Genomic DNA, 17,005 nt, shown 5'->3' with positions numbered 1-17,005 from the left:
TACCGCGCTCTTGCAGAAAAAAACAATCAGCAGCCTGAGCGGCGCAGTGGAGAGTAAGATGAAAAAATTAGAAGATGTTGGTGTACTGGTAGCGCGTATTTTAATGCCGATTCTGTTTATTACGGCCGGCTGGGGAAAAATTACTGGCTACGCTGGTACTCAACAATACATGGAAGCAATGGGCGTCCCGGGCTTTATGCTGCCGCTGGTGATCCTGCTTGAGTTCGGTGGCGGTCTGGCAATCCTGTTCGGTTTCCTGACTCGCACCACCGCGCTGTTTACCGCTGGCTTTACACTGTTGACGGCGTTTTTTATTTCACAGCAACTTTGCTGAAGGCGTCAACTCGCTGATGTTCATGAAAAACCTGACAATTTCTGGCGGATTCCTGCTGCTGGCGATTACCGGACCGGGCGCGTATAGCATCGACCGCCTGCTGAATAAAAAAGTGGTAAGCACGCGCTATACTTAACGATAAAAAAACGAGGGGGAAACTCCTCGTTTCAGATTGTTGACAAAGTGCGCGTTGTTCATGCCGCATGCGGCGTGAACGCCTTATCCGGCCTACAAAAACATGCAAATTCAAAAGATTGCAGGAACTATGTAGGCCTGATAAGCATAGCGCATCAGGCAGTTTTGCGTTTGCCATCAGTCTCAAACGAGGAGAAACGCTCCTCGTTTTTGCTATTAGAGGAGAGAAAAATGGGTCAACTGATTGACGGCGTCTGGCATGACACCTGGTACGATACCAAATCCACTGGCGGTAAATTTCAACGTTCAGCTTCTGCATTTCGTAACTGGCTCACTGCCGATGGCGCGCCAGGCCCCACTGGAAAAGGCGGTTTTGCCGCAGAAAAAGATCGTTATCATCTCTATGTTTCACTCGCCTGCCCGTGGGCGCACCGCACGCTGATCATGCGTAAACTCAAAGGACTGGAACCGTTTATTTCCGTTTCCGTGGTGAATCCGCTGATGCTGGAAAACGGCTGGACCTTTGATGACAGTTTCCCGGGTGCAACCGGCGACACGCTCTATCAACATGAATTCCTGTACCAGCTTTATCTCCACGCTGATCCACACTACAGCGGACGAGTTACTGTCCCCGTGCTGTGGGACAAAAAGAACCACACCATTGTCAGCAACGAATCAGCAGAAATCATCCGCATGTTCAATACTGCGTTTGATGCGCTGGGCGCAAAAGCGGGTGATTATTACCCCCCTGCTCTGCAAACTAAAATTGACGAACTTAACGGCTGGATATACGACACCGTAAATAATGGCGTCTATAAAGCTGGTTTTGCCACCAGCCAGGAAGCGTACGACGAAGCGGTGGTGAAAGTGTTTGAATCGCTGGCGCGACTGGAACAGATATTAGGGCAGCATCGCTTCCTGACGGGTAACCAGTTAACCGAAGCCGATATTCGCCTGTGGACCACGCTGGTTCGTTTTGATCCGGTGTATGTCACCCACTTCAAGTGCGATAAGCACCGTATCAGCGATTACCTGAATTTGTATGGCTTCCTGCGCGATATCTATCAGATGCCGGGAATAGCCGAAACCGTCAATTTCGACCATATCCGTAATCACTACTTCCGCAGCCATAAGACCATCAACCCAACGGGAATTATTTCGATTGGCCCGTGGCAGGATCTCGATGAACCGCACGGGCGGGATGTTCGCTTCGGTTAAACAAAGGCACCCTTCGTGGTGCCTCTGGTTGTTGGCTAAGTGCGTGTTGTTATGTCGGATGTGGTGTGAACGCCTTATCTGACCTACAAAACATTGTACATTCAATATATTGCAGAACCCGCCCAGGCCAGATAAGCGTAGCGTATCTGGCGATTTTGCGCTTGCCCTTATCCTTCACCGCGCCTTATTAATTCATCGCGGTAATATTTACTGCAAATTCATTCATGTCTATTCTTAATTTGCTGCTTTAAAAACAAGTGATTGAGCAAAATTGAGGCAAAAATGGACTGGTATCTGAAAGTACTAAAAAATTATGTCGGTTTCCGGGGGCGTGCACGCCGCAAAGAGTACTGGATGTTTATTCTGGTCAACATCATCTTTACGCTCGTGCTGGGACTGCTGGATAAAATGCTGGGCTGGCAACGTGCCGGTGGCGAAGGCATCCTGACGACTATCTACGGCATTCTGGTATTTTTGCCGTGGTGGGCAGTACAGTTCCGTCGCCTGCATGACACCGACCGTTCAGCATGGTGGGTGCTACTGTTCTTAATTCCGTTTATCGGTTGGCTGATTATCATCATCTTTAACTGCCAGCCGGGGACGCCAGGCGAAAACCGGTTTGGACCTGATCCAAAACTGGAACAGGAATAATAATTAAGCACCTTGTGAAAGGTGCTTTATAGATTATTTTCCAGCGAACAACTTTGGAATTTCCCGCAGACACCAGGATTTTGCTTCCCCCATACTGTCGCGACGCCAGGCCATAATAATATCGATTTCACTGGTCGATTCCGGACTAACTACACGCAAACGCCCTTCAGCAATATCTTTTTCTACCATCGGGTACGGCATCGTTGCGACGCCAAGCCCTGCCAGCAATGCCTGACGTTTATCTTCAATGGTGCTGACCGTCAGGCGCGGTTGTTTATCCAGTAACTGTACGGTCAATACCGGGCGTTCACGAGCAGTATCTGCCACTGCAATTCCGCGATATTTCACGCGCGTCACTTCAGATAACGGTTCCGGCTCCTGATGAATCGGGTGCTCAGGCGCTGCCACGTAGACGTTCATCAAGGTGTAAAGCTTACGAGAGTTGATCTCCGACGAGGAACGAAAATGCATATCCGGCGCGATAACAATATCTGCTCGCCCCTGTTCCAGCCGCTCCCACGCCCCCGCCAGCACTTCGGTAATGATTGCCAGTTGGGTATTGGCTTTTGCCGCCAGTTTGTCGATCAACGGGAAAAAGGCAGGCGTGGGCACCAGCGCTTCAGTCACGATGGTGAGATGCGTTTCCCAACCACGCGCGAGGGCTTCGGCGTCGGTGGTCAGTTTATCTGCGGCTTCCAGCAGAACACGTCCCCGCTCCAGCAACATCCGCCCGACATTGGTGAATTTGGTGCGATGGCCCGAGCGGTCAAACAGCACCACATCGAGCTCTTCTTCCAGTTTTTGCATGGTGTAGCTAAGCGCGGAAGGCACGCGTCCCAGCTCATCGGCCGCCGCCGCAAAACTACCACGGCGATCGATCGCATCCATAACCCTTAGTGCTTCCAGCGTTAATGCCCTTTCTTTGGCCATTTCGTTCTCATTCAGGAAATTTGAACATACCGGGCAGAATATCTGGCTAACAATGTAGCGTCCAGCCCCTTACCATAAAAGGAAGTAAAGAGAGGTCAAGAATTATGATTACTACCCGAACTGCCAGGCAGTGTGGACAAGCAGACTACGGATGGTTGCAGGCCCGGTATACTTTTTCCTTTGGACACTACTTCGACCCTAAATTGTTAGGCTATGCCTCCCTGCGCGTGCTTAACCAGGAAGTGTTGGCTCCAGGGGCCGCCTTCCAGCCACGTACCTACCCAAAAGTTGATATTTTGAATGTGATTCTCGACGGAGAAGCAGAGTATCGGGACAGCGAAGGTAATCATGTTCAGGCCCGCGCCGGTGAAGCCTTATTGCTTTCTACTCAGCCGGGCGTGAGTTATAGCGAACATAATATCAGCAAGGACAAACCGTTAACGCGAATGCAGCTCTGGCTGGATGCTTGCCCACAACGGGAGAATCCGCTGATTCAAAAACTGGCGCTAAATATGGATAAACAGCAATTAATCGCCTCGCCAGATGGCGCGAAAGGTAGCCTGCAACTGCGCCAGCAGGTGTGGCTGCATCATATTGTGCTCGCCGAGGGAGAAAGCGCGAACTTTCAACTGCACGGTCCGCGTGCTTATTTGCAATCGATCCACGGTCAATTTCATGCGCTTACGCATCACGAAGAGAAAGCTGCGCTGACCTGCGGTGACGGCGCATTTATTCGTGACGAGGCTAACATTACACTCGTTGCTGATTCCCCGCTGCGCGCTTTGCTGATAGATTTACCTGTCTAGTTTTTTTACAGGGAGAAGATGATGAGTAAAAAATCGGCGAAAAAACGTCAGCCAGTAAAGTCCGTTGCGGCGAAAGAAACCACTCGCGCTACCAAAAGTTTTGGCTATGAAGAGATGTTGAGTGAGTTGGAGGCGATAGTCGCCGACGCCGAAATACGGTTAGCCGAGGATGAAGCTACCGCGTAAACACAGGTTGCCGGATGCGGCGTAAACGCCTTATCCGGCCTACAAAACCAACAAATTGCACAATCCGTAGGTCGGATAAGATGCGCCAGCATCGCATCCGGCATCAGGTACAAAACCCAACAACATCAACAAATCGCACAATCCGTAGGCCGGATAAGATGCGTCAGCATCGCATCCGGCATCAGGTACAAAACCCAACAACATCAACAAATTGCACAATCCGTAGGCCGGATAAGATGCGCCAGCATCGCATCCGGCATCAGGTATAACATCCGAAATCCGGCGCTTACCTGGCCTTACTGGCCATAATCTCGATAATCTGCCGATCCGTTTGCTGCATTGAATGACTTGCCAGCGCGCACAGGTTGGCGATTGACTGCTCAACATCATGCGCCACGATCCCTTCATTGCCGGTCACGGCGGTATCATCCAGCGCCATTAACACCGCTTTCCACGCCGCCGACGCACTGGTCGAAACCTTCATCGCGCAACTGTTCGACGCGCCATCGCAAATCATACCGCTAACATCACCGATCATGCTGCTGATTGCCATCGAGATGGTTTCATAACGCCCATCCACCAGCCATGCCATCCCAGCGGCGGCGCCCATTGCGGCGGTCGTTGCGGCACACAGCGCAGACAAACGCGGTAACTGGTTATGGATATAAATCGCGCTCAAATGCGAAAGCATCAGCGCGCGCGCCAGCCGTTCATCATCTGCCCCGAAGTGTTCCGCGACAACCACCACGGGCATTGTCGCGGTGATCCCCTGGTTGCCAGAACCGGAGTTACTCATTGCCGGAAGCGTTGCGCCCCCCATACGCGCATCGGATGCCGCGCTGGTACGAATCACAATTGACGAGGAGAGATCTTTCGCCAGCAAACCACGTGCACACTGTTTTTCCAGCGTCGCGCCAATATGCAGCCCCCAGTTCCCACTCAAACCTTCCTGCGATAACGCGCAATTTAACTTCGCAGAATCGAGAATAAAGCGGATCGCCTCAAACGGCACTTCATTGACGAACTTCAGGATCTCGGCCAGCGTCGTTCTGGAGAGCACCGCCAGCGGCGACTCTTGCTCGCCCTCTGCCACACACGCCTGCTGGGTAAAAACCACGCCATTGTGCGTCTCGATATGCACAATGTTGGTATGCCCGCCGACGATGGTCACACAAGCCCACTGCTCGCCGTTCCAGACTTTGGCGCGTGAGAAGAGGATTTCATCGCAAGGTTCCTGGATCTTGACCGAGACTTTCCCCGCTGCCAGCAACGCTTTGGCATCGGCAATTGCCTGCGCCGTTGCGTCTTTCAGCACTTCCAGCCCGGCGTTGGCATTTCCACCTAACGCCCCCAGCGCCGCCGCAATCGGCAGCCCCACCATTCCCGTACCGGGAACGGTGACGCCCAGACCGTTCTTCATCAGATTTGGCGAAACCCAGGCTTCTACACGTTCAACCGGACCTTCCAGTTCTGCCGCAGCAACCGCCGCCGCCAGCGCCAGTGAGATCGGTTCAGTACATCCCAGCGCCGGTTTTACTTCCTCCTGAACTGCAAGGATGTAACGCTGCCATAACGGATTTAAAGTCGAATCAAACATAATAAAAACCTTAAAATTTCAGGTAAATCATGAAAATGCCAGGAACGGAGAAACGCAAAGCAACAAACCGGTGATGATAATCAGGTACAGAGAGGCACCTTTGTATTTGTGCAATGCCGGTACTTTGTAAACCAACCACGCCGGGATCAGGCACCCTACCATGCCGAAAATTGGGCTACAGATAGAGGTAAAGCTCAACACTGGCGCATTCAGTACGATGGCGCTCCAGGCCAGTAAAATGGCGAAAATCATGATGCCGCGCTGAACGAGATTTTCGTTAATCTTCTCAGCTGGCATCTTGCGGCGCAGGATGTTCATTACGATCCCTTGCGTTGCTTCGCGAAAGCCTAAATAGACGCCAAAGAACGCTGTCATTACGGCAAAGATATTGAGGATGACGCTAACCACTTTCACCCATGCTGCACCGTCGCCGCTAATAAATTGAGCTGCAATCGCCAGCGCGGAAATATTCTGCTCATAGGCTTTTACTGCTTCGTCATGTCCCATCGCCAGAGTGAACGACACTGCGTAGAAAAAGACGGTGACAAACAGGATCCCAAACGCAATGTTCATCGCCCGCAACGCTTTGTGTCGTGCTACTTCGATCGATTTTTCTCGCGAACGATAGGAAATCACCATCGGGCTTAACGTCTGAATAAACAGAATCGAGGTCAAGGTAAACGGCAGTGTGATAATGGCGTTTTTCACCAGCAGCCCCAGCGGCGGCAGCGAACCTACGTTATACAGATGCCACATCCCGACCATCGATACACCCAGCGCCGCCACCACCAGCAGTTTGGTCAGCACCATGCCGGTCGAAATTTTGAATAACAGTTTCTCGCCGCGTGAAGAGATCGCTACCAGAATACAAATCAGTACCAGGCCATAAAACGGACTGTCAGACAGCAATCCTTCCGTCACGCCGAAAGTGTGCAGATAGGAGGCGCTATCGTTAGTGATGGCGGTGGAGTAAACAAACATCCAAATAACCAGCATCACAAAGTAAAGTGCACCTAATAAAATCCCCCAGTTTTTACCCAAATAACCACTAATGACACTCGGGTAATCTTTACACTCTGGAGATTCCGCCAGCGTATTAATAAACAATCGCTGAAACAGATACATTGCCGGGTAGCCAATCACTGATGAGAGCAGAAATACCCACAATCCCATCAATCCGACCTGCACCGGGAGAAAAACTATCCCCGCGCCAATCGCCATCCCAATACTCATAATCACCCAACCGGTGTCGGTACTGTCGAATTTGATAGCTTCACGCCATTCACTTTCACTCATTCCAGCACGACCCGCCGGGGTCGAAGCGTCTGCAATGACGCCTTTATTCGTTGCAATTTCCATAAGTTCTCGCTCAATATTTTGTAGGGCTTATTATTTTTTTCGAGCCGCATCAAGGCGATACGCGGTCTACGTTTTTTTTGCAGGCGAGTTATTAGAATGAAGAAATGATACGCGTGAGGTCAGAGAAAATCTTCACAATCAAGACTTTGAAATAGCAGTTATGGATAATAATTTTCTATCAAATCAATCTTAGAGAAATAGTTATTCTCTATTTGCGGCAGATCACAATAAAAAAGGGTGCACATTTTGTGCACCCCAGTATAAACGCGGATGAGATATCAGCCGCAGACCACTTTAATGGCCAGTCCTCCGCGTGAAGTTTCGCGGTATTTATCGTTCATATCTTTGCCGGTTTCGTACATCGTCTCGATAACTTTATCGAGAGAAACACGCGGTGCAGAAGTGCGTCCCATCGCCATCCGCGCGGCGTTCACGGCTTTAACAGCATTAATAGCATTGCGTTCAATACACGGAATTTGCACCTGCCCGGCAACCGGATCGCAGGTCAGTCCCAGGTTGTGTTCCATAGCGATTTCCGCCGCATTGCACACCTGCGCCGGGCTGCCGCCCAGCAGTTCGGTTAACCCTGCCGCCGCCATTGAACAGGCCACACCAATTTCGCCCTGACAGCCCACTTCCGCACCGGAAATGGAGGCATTCATTTTATACAGCGCACCGATAGCGCCAGCCGCCAGCAGAAAACGGGCAATGGAGCGCTCATTGAGCGGGCGGCGGAATTTATCGTAATAGGCCAGCACCGCAGGAATAATGCCGCAAGCGCCGTTAGTTGGCGCTGTCACAACACGTCCGCCAGCGGCGTTTTCTTCGCTGACTGCCAGAGCAAACATATTGATCCAGTCGATCACGTTCATCGGATCGTTAGAGATATTGTCGCTGGAAACCAGCAAACGTCGCAGCGCCACCGCCCGACGTGGCACATTGAGCGGGCCTGGCAGCACACCTTCGGTATTCATACCGCGTTCAATACCGTCATGCATCACCTGCCAGATACGCGAAAACCAGCATCAATTTCGGCTTTGCTACGTAGCGCCAACTCGTTTTGCAGCATCAAACCAGAAATAGATAACCCGTTGTAATCACACATTTTCAGCAGCTCACCTGCTGAATGGAAATCGTAAGGGACGAGCGTTTCAACATCCAGTGACAGGCCGAATTGTTCTTCTTCGACAATAAACCCGCCACCGACTGAATAATAGGTTTTGCTTAACAGTTCTTCCTGCTCTTTCCACGCGGTAATACGCATCCCATTCTCATGACGGGACAGCGTTTCCGCATGGAAAATAATGTTCTTTGCCACTGGGAAATCAACGACATGTGCGCCCGCTGCCACCGGCAACCTTCCGCTGCGCGTCACTAATTCAATAAATGCAGGTATCTCATCAATAACAACGTCCTGCGGACTATTTCCTGCCAGTCCCATGATGATAGCGATATCCGTGGCGTGACCTTTGCCCGTCAGTGACAACGATCCATAAAGATCGACCACAATGTGGCTCGTCGCGGTTAATAAGCCGCTACTTTCCAGCCGATCAATAAAACTTTTTCCGGCATTCATTGGCCCCACGGTATGCGAACTGGAGGGACCAATCCCAATTTTGAAAATATCGAATGCACTAATCATATCCACACCCTCGGATTGCCGTTCGTGAAGAGGAGCGGAGCGACCCTGCGATCGCCCCGCTCAGGAGCTTTACGCGTTGCGTACCGCGATAGCTTCAATTTCCAGCTTCACATCTTTCGGCAAACGCGCTACCTGCACACAGCTGCGTGTCGGGTAGGTCGCCTGATGCTCGTCAAAAAACTGCTTGTAAACTTCATTGATGGTGCCAAAGTCGTTAAGGTCGGTAATGAACACCGTCATCTTCACGATATCGCCAACGGTCAGCCCGGCAGCAACCACGATCGCTTTGACGTTTTCCAGACTTAAACGCGCCTGATCTTTCACATCCGCAGGGATCTCCCCGGTCTGCGGGCAAACCGGAATTTGCCCGGAGGTGAAGACCATGCTGCCTAAATCAACGCCCTGAACATACGGGCCGATTGCGCCTGGCGCACGTTGCGTTTCGATAATCTTTTTCATACATCCTCCGGCATCAAAGCGCCTGGGTAAAGGTACGTGAAATCACATCCTGCTGCTGTTCACGGGTCAGTGCGTTGAAGCGCACGGCGTAGCCAGAGACACGGATTGTCAGGTTCGGATATTTTTCCGGGTGCTCAATGGCATCCAGCAACATTTCCCGATTCATAACGTTGACGTTGAGGTGCTGACCGCCTTCCACATCCGCTTCGTGGTGGAAATAACCATCCAGCAGGCCGACAAGGTTGGTTTTGCGTACCGGATCTTCTTTGCCCAGCGCCGCAGGGACAATTGAGAAGGTGTACGAAATACCGTCTTTGGCGTAGGTGAACGGCAGCTTGGCAACGGAGGTCAGCGAAGCCACGGCCCCTTTGCGGTCACGACCGTGCATCGGGTTAGCACCTGGTGCGAACGGTGTACCGGCGCGACGACCATCCGGTGTGTTACCGGTTTTCTGGCCGTACACCACGTTAGAGGTGATGGTCAGAATCGACTGAGTTGGTACGGCGTTACGATAGGTTGGCAGGGCTTTAATTTTCTTCATAAAGCGTTCAACCAGGTCGCAAGCAATGCTGTCTACGCGCTCGTCGTTGTTGCCGTACTGCGGATATTCGCCGTCGATTTCAAAGTCCACCGCCAGGCCGTTTTCGTCACGGATTGGTTTCACGCGGGCATATTTGATAGCAGACAGGGAGTCCGTCGCCACCGACAGGCCCGCAATACCACATGCCATCGTGCGATAAACATCACGATCGTGCAGCGCCATCAGTGAGGCTTCGTAGCTGTACTTGTCATGCATGTAATGGATGATGTTCAGCGCGCTGATGTACTGCACTGCCAACCAGTCCATGAAATGGTCGAGGCTGCTCATGACTTTGTCGTAGTCCAGAACGTCGTCCATCAGTGGTGCTGTTTTCGGGCCGACCTGAATCTTCAGCTTCTCATCCACTCCGCCGTTAATTGCGTACAGCAGCGTTTTCGCCAGGTTAGCGCGCGCGCCGAAGAACTGCATCTGCTTACCAATCACCATCGGGCTGACGCAGCAGGCAATCGCGTAATCGTCGCTGTTGAAGTCAGTACGCATCAGATCGTCGTTTTCATACTGCAAAGAAGAAGTGACGATGGAGACTTGTGCCGCATATTTTTTGAAGGCAATCGGCAATGCTTCCGACCACAGAATGGTCAGGTTAGGTTCCGGTGCTGGCCCCATGGTGTGTAGTGTATGCAGATAACGGAAGGAGTTTTTGGTCACCAGCGTACGACCGTCCAGCCCCATCCCGCCGATGACTTCCGTTGCCCAGATAGGGTCGCCGGAGAACAGCGAATCAAATTCCGGCGTACGCAGGAAGCGCACCATGCGGATCTTCATGATGAAGTGGTCGATCAATTCCTGCGCCTGCTGCTCGTTGAGCACACCAGCTTTAAAGTCGCGTTCAATGTAGATATCGAGGAACGATGCAGTACGACCCAGCGACATCGCGCCGCCATTTTGCGATTTCACCGCCGCCAGGTAAGCGAAGTAGAGCCACTGCACCGCTTCCTGCGCATTCTGCGCTGGACGAGAGATGTCGAAGCCGTATTTCGCCGCCATTTCCTGAATCTGCAGCAGCGCATGACGATGTTCTGCCAGCTCTTCACGCAGACGGATGGTGGCTTCCAGATCTTGCCCTTTTTCCAGACGAGACTGGAGATCGGCAAATTGCAGTTCGCGTTCACGGACCAGATAACTGATGCCGTACAACGCCACGCGGCGATAGTCACCGATAATACGTCCACGGCCATAACCGTCCGGCAGACCAGTCAATACGCCAGATTTACGGCAGCGCAGCATATCCGGTGAGTAAGCATCAAATACGCCCTGGTTATGGGTTTTACGCAGATCGGTAAACACGTATTCAAATTCGCTGTCCATTTCACGGCCATAGGCGTGGAATGAACTTTTAATCATGTTGATGCCGCCGAACGGATGCAGCGCACGTTTCAGTGGCGCATCTGTTTGCAGGCCAACAATTTTTTCCAACGGCTGGTTGATATAACCGGCATCATGGGCAGTAATGGTGGTGGCAATATTGGTATCGAAATCAACCGGCGCATGGGTCGCGTTTTCGATACGAATACCTTCCATCACCTTTTCCCACAATGCCGTAGTGGCTGGCGTCGCTTCGGCGAGGAAAGATTCATCCCCTTCATACGGTGTATAGTTATGTTGAATAAAATCGCGGACATTAATTTCGTTTTTCCAGTCCGTACCTTTAAAGCCAAGCCATGCGTCGGCGTACAGCTTATCGCTGGTATCAATATCTACCTTCATGAAAAATAATCTCTCTACAATACTTCAACTAAATTATGCAAATTCTGCGGGTGCTTTAACTTTGCCTAAATGAATTGCATCTAGCGCAATCATTTTTTCTTCATTAGTCGGAATAACGGCGCAAATTACGCGCGCATTTTCACTGGACACAATTCTTTCACCGTAAGCGTTAGAGCGATTATTCATTTCTGCATCAATCTCTACGCCTAATACAGTCAAATGTTCCATGACCAGACGACGAATTAAACTTGAATTCTCACCTATTCCACCGGTGAATATAATTCCATCCAGGCGATGTAATGAGGCAGCGTGTCCGGCAATATGACGGGCAATTCGGTGAACAAACGTTTTAATTGCCAGTTGTGCACGTTCATGACCTTCATGCCAGGCTTTTTCCAGTACACGCAAGTCGGAAGAAAGACCGGAAATCCCCAATAGTCCCGATTCTTTATTCACCACGCGTTCCAGGTCGCTAAGACTCTGGTTGGTTTGGCTGGCCACCCAGGACATCGCGCCGAAGTCGACATCGCCACTGCGCGTCCCCATCATCAGCCCTTCCAGCGGCGTCATCCCCATTGAGGTATCCACGCTCTGCCCGTTACGAACCGCGCAAATAGACGCGCCATTGCCAAGATGCGCCACCACCAGGCCGGAGTCATCTTCCGCCAGATCCAGCAGAGAATGCGCACGCTGGGACACATAGCGGTGAGACGTGCCGTGGAAGCCGTAGCGGCGCACACCCTGCTCTTCGTAATATTTCCACGGCAGGCCGTATAAAAACGCTTCCGGGGCCATTGTCTGGTGGAAGCTGGTATCAAATACTGCTACCTGAGTTACGCCAGGAAATAATTGCTGGGCCGATTCAATGCCACTTAAATTGGCGTAATTATGCAGCGGCGCCAGTGGAGAAACGCGACGGATATTATCAATGACTTCATCGGTAATAATAGCGGACTCGGTAAAAATACTGCCGCCGTGAGCGATGCGGTGGCCAATTAAGGCCACGCTGTCATTTAAATTCCGTTTTTCCAGTTCAAACGCAATTGCCTTCAATGCACCTTCGTAGCTGTGGTGAGCCAGCGGTGCTGGCTCTCCTCCATTTACGGATAAGAATGCATTTTCCGAATTAATACCGTCGGCAATACCTGACATTAATACTTCACAGTTCGAGGCATCCAACACGGAAAACTTAATTGAAGACGAACCACAGTTAATAACCAAAACAACCGGAAATTCATTCATCTCTTTTCTCATCCTGAGTTACGGATTAAAACAGTTTGTACACGATGTTCAGGATGGTCAGCAGACCAATCACGGTAACAAACACGTTATCCAGACGACCACGGTATTTCGCCAGCGACGGCGCTTTACGGATGGCATACATCGGCAACAGGCACAGCAGTGAAGCGATAATCGGCGCGCCCATGGCTTCAATCAGGTCCAGAATGTTCGGGTTGGCGTAAGCAACTACCCAGGTGGAACCCATGATGAAGATCATGCTGATGGTGTTCAGTTTGCCGGAAGACACTTTCGTCTTATCGCCTTTGTAGCCGAACTTCAGTACCAGACCGTTCAGACCTTCCAGCGTTCCCAGATAGTGACCGAAGAAAGATTTGAAGATAGCAACCAGTGCGATGATAGAAGCGGCATATTCCAGTACGGTGGCGAACGTCGATTTCTCACCGGACATGGAAGCAAAGTGGTTAGCCAGATAAGAAAGCACCGGAATGTTCTGTGCTTTTGCTTCCGCCATGTTTGCCGGAGACAGCGTAAACAGGCAGCTGAAGGCAAAGAACATGACCACGGCAACCATCAGCATGCTGGCACGGGAGATGATCTGTGAGCATTTCTGCTCGGTGAAGTCGCGACCGAAGTCTTTCTCATACTCTTCACGCTTAGAAACCACGAAGGAAGAGACGATTGGCGAGAAGTTAAAGGAGAAGACCATGATGGAAATCCCCAGCCAGACGGTAATCAAGATACCGTCATGACCGGTTAACGTCAGCGCACTGAGGTCAACTTGATCAATAACAGCAGAGTTCCAGTAAGGGATCAGTGACAGAGAAATCAGTACCAGGCTGGCGATAAATGGCCATACCAGGTAACTCATCACTTTAACCATCAGATCCTTACCAAACCAAATGACGAACGCCATCAGCAGCAGCAGGAACAGCGCCACGAAGCCGCGGTTCAACGCCGCAAAGCCAAGCTGGTTTTCCCAGAACGTCATAAAGGTGTTGGTAATGGTTACGCCATAAATCCACAACAGTGGGCAAATCGCGAAGAAGTACAGGAACGTGATGACCACGCCACCCGTTTTACCAAAGTGCTCTTCCACCGTTTCCGTAATGTTGCCGGAAGGGTTAGAGCCTGAAAGACACAGACGCGCCAGCGCCCGGTGGCAATAAAACGCGATGGGGTATGCCAATACCAACATCAGAAGAATCGGGATCAGTCCGCCAAAACCTGCGCGGATAGGGAAGAACAGCACGCCGGCACCAATAGCTGTGCCGAACAAACCCAACGTCCATGTGGTATCTGATTTACGCCAGGACGATTGTTTTGTCTGGCTGGATACAATGCTATCTGAAGTACTCATATCCTATCCTCAACGAGATGATTAAGCGTCAACGAAACCGGTGATTTGAGAGACGCGAGAAAGATCGATATTGCCGCCGGAAATAATGCTGACGGTTTTTCTGTTTTGAATATATTGGTCTAATTTACCGCTTAACAAAGCAGCACATGCCAGAGCGCCTGCGCCTTCGGTGACGACTTTATTGCGCTGAATTAAGGCAATCATACTGTTTCTGATTTCGTCTTCGCTGACCAGCACGATGTCATCGACTAATTCACGAACGATTTGGTAAGTTAAATTACCCGGGCGGGCGACATCACAACCATCCGCCAGGGTGCCGGTAGTTCGGTGCGTGGTTATTTCTCCCGAGTGGAAAGAAGCCGCCATGCCGTGAACGTTTTCTGATTGCACACCAATAACACGAATTGTCGGGTTAATAGATTTAATCGCTACCGCAATACCAGCAATTAAACCGCCACCGCCAATTGGCACAATCACATTATCGACATCATAGAGATCTTCCATAATTTCCAGGCCAATCGTTCCCTGACCGGCAATCACTTTCGGATCATCATAAGGTGGGATAAAAATACGGCCTTCTGTTTCGACAATTTCGCTAACTTTGGCGATGGTGTCGTTAAAGTTGTCGCCGTGCAGAACAACTTCAGCGGAGTAGTCACATGTCGCCGCGACCTTGGATTTTGGCGCGCCTTTCGGCATTACTACTTTCCCGTCGATGCCCAGCATTGCGCAGGAGAGCGAAACCCCTTGCGCATGGTTACCCGCAGAACAGGCCACCACACCTTTGCGTTTTTCAGCATCAGTTAAAGAGCTTAATTTATTAAATGCGCCACGAATTTTAAATGAACCAGTACGCTGCATATTTTCAAACTTAAGGAATATTTCACCTTTGCAACGTTCACTAAAATAATTGGATCGAGGCATGCCTGTTTTATAAATTCGCCCAGCCAGTCGTTGTTTTGCTTCGATAATGTCATCAATAGCAACCGGGAGATCGTATGTAATATGCATGATAAACCTCTTAACCTGAATTAAATATGTAGGTAACCGTAACCGACACCCGAAAAAAGACAGGTGGATTATTTATGTTTGAGAAAAAACAAATAACTAATCAGCTTCTATTAATTGTCTTCGTCTACACCCATTATAAGATGAATACTCTTTGGCTAGTTCAACCAAAACCGATGCTGCTTTTTTAATACGATAATTTTTTGACCATACCGCGGCATATCGCGCCACGGGCAACGTTTCTTCAACCGGAATAGTAATAAATTGATTAGAACCAAAAGGTGAAGTCATATCACAAGGAATCACGGTTAAGAAATCAGCATTGAGAACAAGATTATAAATTGTCACGACTGAGTCGGTTTTAACGATGTTTTCAATACTGATGCCATTTCTTTGTAACGTGGTGAGAAGTTCGCTGTAGTATCCCATATTAGTTTGCGGCAACACCCACTGTTCGTTTTTCAACGACTCCAGCGTGGTAGTGCCGGTGCATGTTCGGGACTTGCTGGCCACCAGCACAAACTCGGACTCGAACAGCGGCTCAACATGCAAATCCTGAAGCTTCATCTCTGCACTTAATGTACCAATCGCAAAATCGAGGCGTCCGTCGCGGATAGCAGGTAAGAACGAGGACAACTGTGCTTCATACATTGAGACTTGCGCTCTCGGGAACACCTCTTTGAATTTGTTGATCATCCCGGACATAAAGGTAAAGCCAATTAGCGAAGGAAAACCAAATGAGACTTCCACCACGGCTTCAGAGGACATACCGCTTATCTCATTAACCATATTTTTCATTTCGCGGGTAATGGATTCGGAACGTGAGAGCAACAATTGACCAGCTGGCGTCAGCGTTACACCGGTATTTTTCCGTACCACTAATTCCACGCCAAAATAATCTTCAATATCGTTAATGATTTTACTTACAGCAGGTTGAGTTAAACCTAATTCTTTTGCAGCCGAGCCAATAGAGCCACTTCTGATGACTTCCTGAAAGACTACCAGGTGCTGCGTTTTAGGAAGAAGAATAGTGCTCATATCGACCTGCATTAATTACCTCATTGACGACATGAAGTGTATCAAAATGGAATGAATAGGATATGTGCGACCACTCACAAATTAACTTCCAATTGCTTTCCAGGCATCTACTTAAATCAATATAAATCTTTAATATCAATGAGTTGACATAATAAAATCAGCGTAAAGCCTGACTTTTATCAAAAAACATAGGGGGGGATAACCATATTTTATGGCGATAACAACACGCTTTATATGGCTTATTAAAAAAATGTCCTGCGACGATATTTCAAGCAAATATCGTGTATTTCTCAGGCAAATTTTAAGTTAAATTTAATGAGCAAGTTATCAAATTTTATTATAAACAAATCATATTTACAGGTAAATAATGCGCCGCGTCACATTTTTTCGCGGAATTTGTTGGTCACAAAACATCTATTTTATCAATATTTTAAAAAATCGAATACAGATATTGATCATCTCGAACAATTGATTAACGTCAACTTTTACCATCATAGCAGGACATCATTTTGTGAATGCAATCGTTTTCCATGATTTCTGCTGCCCCCATAATGCACGGATAGCATTTTGTGTTGATGATCACAAAACTAATAATTCATATTTGAAGGTAAGTAATCTCGGGAGACAACAAGGGTGACGAAAAAAGAGTATTTATACTGAAAAAAAGAAACTGACCGATAAGCCGCTTTCTTTTGAGTATAGTGTCGTGGACAGTCATTCATCTTACCGCCCCGC

The 17,005-nt window shown here is 49.6% G+C and carries 14 protein-coding genes and 2 pseudogenes; 6 read left to right on the top strand and 10 right to left on the bottom strand.

The window, feature by feature from the left end; translation table 11 throughout:
- The first annotated feature begins 58 nt into the window (after positions 1 to 58).
- The 3 genes and pseudogenes from CRI63_RS12935 (at position 59) to CRI63_RS12925 (ending at position 2,338) form a co-directional block, all read left to right on the top strand.
- Positions 59 to 470, top strand: a pseudogene (locus CRI63_RS12935) (DoxX family protein).
- Between the two features lie 230 nt (positions 471 to 700).
- Positions 701 to 1,687 carry a glutathionyl-hydroquinone reductase YqjG gene (yqjG, locus tag CRI63_RS12930; RefSeq protein ID WP_130210378.1) on the top strand — a complete coding sequence of 329 codons (987 nt, stop codon included), beginning with the start codon at positions 701 to 703 and terminating at the stop codon, positions 1,685 to 1,687.
- Between the two features lie 282 nt (positions 1,688 to 1,969).
- Positions 1,970 to 2,338, top strand: a complete 369-nt coding sequence (locus CRI63_RS12925; protein ID WP_130218283.1) for a DUF805 domain-containing protein — start codon at positions 1,970 to 1,972, stop codon at positions 2,336 to 2,338.
- 33 nt (positions 2,339 to 2,371) lie between these two features.
- On the opposite strand, the gene yhaJ is transcribed toward CRI63_RS12925, so the two are convergent.
- Positions 2,372 to 3,268 carry a DNA-binding transcriptional regulator YhaJ gene (gene yhaJ, locus CRI63_RS12920; RefSeq protein ID WP_130218285.1) on the bottom strand — a complete coding sequence of 299 codons (897 nt, stop codon included), beginning with the start codon at positions 3,266 to 3,268 and terminating at the stop codon, positions 2,372 to 2,374.
- Between the two features lie 104 nt (positions 3,269 to 3,372).
- On the opposite strand from yhaJ, the gene CRI63_RS12915 reads away from it, so the two are divergent.
- Together CRI63_RS12915 and yhaL are read left to right on the top strand one after the other, a co-directional pair.
- On the top strand, positions 3,373 to 4,074 hold the full coding sequence (locus tag CRI63_RS12915; protein ID WP_130259081.1) for a pirin family protein: 702 nt from the start codon (positions 3,373 to 3,375) through the stop codon (positions 4,072 to 4,074).
- Between the two features lie 21 nt (positions 4,075 to 4,095).
- Positions 4,096 to 4,260: a protein YhaL gene (gene yhaL / locus CRI63_RS12910; protein WP_130210466.1), complete on the top strand. Its 165-nt coding sequence runs from the start codon at positions 4,096 to 4,098 to the stop codon at positions 4,258 to 4,260.
- A gap of 286 nt (positions 4,261 to 4,546) precedes the next feature.
- Here the strand turns inward: yhaL and cyuA are convergent, their stop codons facing one another.
- The 9 genes and pseudogenes from cyuA to tdcA form a co-directional block, all read right to left on the bottom strand.
- Positions 4,547 to 5,857 carry a cysteine desulfidase gene (gene cyuA / locus CRI63_RS12905; protein WP_130210816.1) on the bottom strand — a complete coding sequence of 437 codons (1,311 nt, stop codon included), beginning with the start codon at positions 5,855 to 5,857 and terminating at the stop codon, positions 4,547 to 4,549.
- 27 nt (positions 5,858 to 5,884) lie between these two features.
- Positions 5,885 to 7,216: an amino acid permease gene (locus CRI63_RS12900; RefSeq protein ID WP_130218289.1), complete on the bottom strand. Its 1,332-nt coding sequence runs from the start codon at positions 7,214 to 7,216 to the stop codon at positions 5,885 to 5,887.
- Between the two features lie 278 nt (positions 7,217 to 7,494).
- Positions 7,495 to 8,858: pseudogene (gene tdcG, locus CRI63_RS12895) on the bottom strand (L-serine ammonia-lyase).
- A 69-nt stretch (positions 8,859 to 8,927) separates the two neighbouring features.
- Entirely contained in the window at positions 8,928 to 9,317 is a 390-nt protein-coding gene (locus CRI63_RS12890; protein WP_064529572.1) for an enamine/imine deaminase, read from the bottom strand.
- A 13-nt stretch (positions 9,318 to 9,330) separates the two neighbouring features.
- Positions 9,331 to 11,625 (bottom strand): 2-ketobutyrate formate-lyase/pyruvate formate-lyase, encoded by a 2,295-nt coding sequence (gene tdcE / locus CRI63_RS12885; protein WP_130218293.1) that lies wholly within the window; start codon positions 11,623 to 11,625, stop codon positions 9,331 to 9,333.
- 33 nt (positions 11,626 to 11,658) lie between these two features.
- Positions 11,659 to 12,867, bottom strand: coding sequence for a propionate kinase (gene tdcD, locus CRI63_RS12880; protein ID WP_135519711.1), 1,209 nt, complete (start codon positions 12,865 to 12,867; stop codon positions 11,659 to 11,661).
- Positions 12,868 to 12,892: 25 nt separating this feature from the next.
- Positions 12,893 to 14,224, bottom strand: a complete 1,332-nt coding sequence (tdcC, locus tag CRI63_RS12875) for a threonine/serine transporter TdcC (protein WP_130210806.1) — start codon at positions 14,222 to 14,224, stop codon at positions 12,893 to 12,895.
- Between the two features lie 21 nt (positions 14,225 to 14,245).
- Positions 14,246 to 15,235, bottom strand: a complete 990-nt coding sequence (gene tdcB, locus CRI63_RS12870; RefSeq protein WP_130218297.1) for a bifunctional threonine ammonia-lyase/L-serine ammonia-lyase TdcB — start codon at positions 15,233 to 15,235, stop codon at positions 14,246 to 14,248.
- Positions 15,236 to 15,331: 96 nt separating this feature from the next.
- Positions 15,332 to 16,270 carry a transcriptional regulator TdcA gene (gene tdcA / locus CRI63_RS12865; RefSeq protein WP_130210820.1) on the bottom strand — a complete coding sequence of 313 codons (939 nt, stop codon included), beginning with the start codon at positions 16,268 to 16,270 and terminating at the stop codon, positions 15,332 to 15,334.
- Between the two features lie 315 nt (positions 16,271 to 16,585).
- Between tdcA and tdcR the strand changes: the two genes are divergently transcribed.
- Positions 16,586 to 16,804 (top strand): transcriptional activator TdcR, encoded by a 219-nt coding sequence (gene tdcR, locus CRI63_RS12860; RefSeq protein ID WP_217355970.1) that lies wholly within the window; start codon positions 16,586 to 16,588, stop codon positions 16,802 to 16,804.
- Positions 16,805 to 17,005: the final 201 nt, after the last annotated feature.

This window comes from Escherichia sp. E2661 (assembly GCF_004745185.1).
Taxonomy (GTDB): Bacteria; Pseudomonadota; Gammaproteobacteria; order Enterobacterales; family Enterobacteriaceae; genus Escherichia.
The sequence above is the reverse complement of the archived record's forward strand: the minus strand, read 5'-3'. Positions and strand labels throughout refer to the sequence as shown.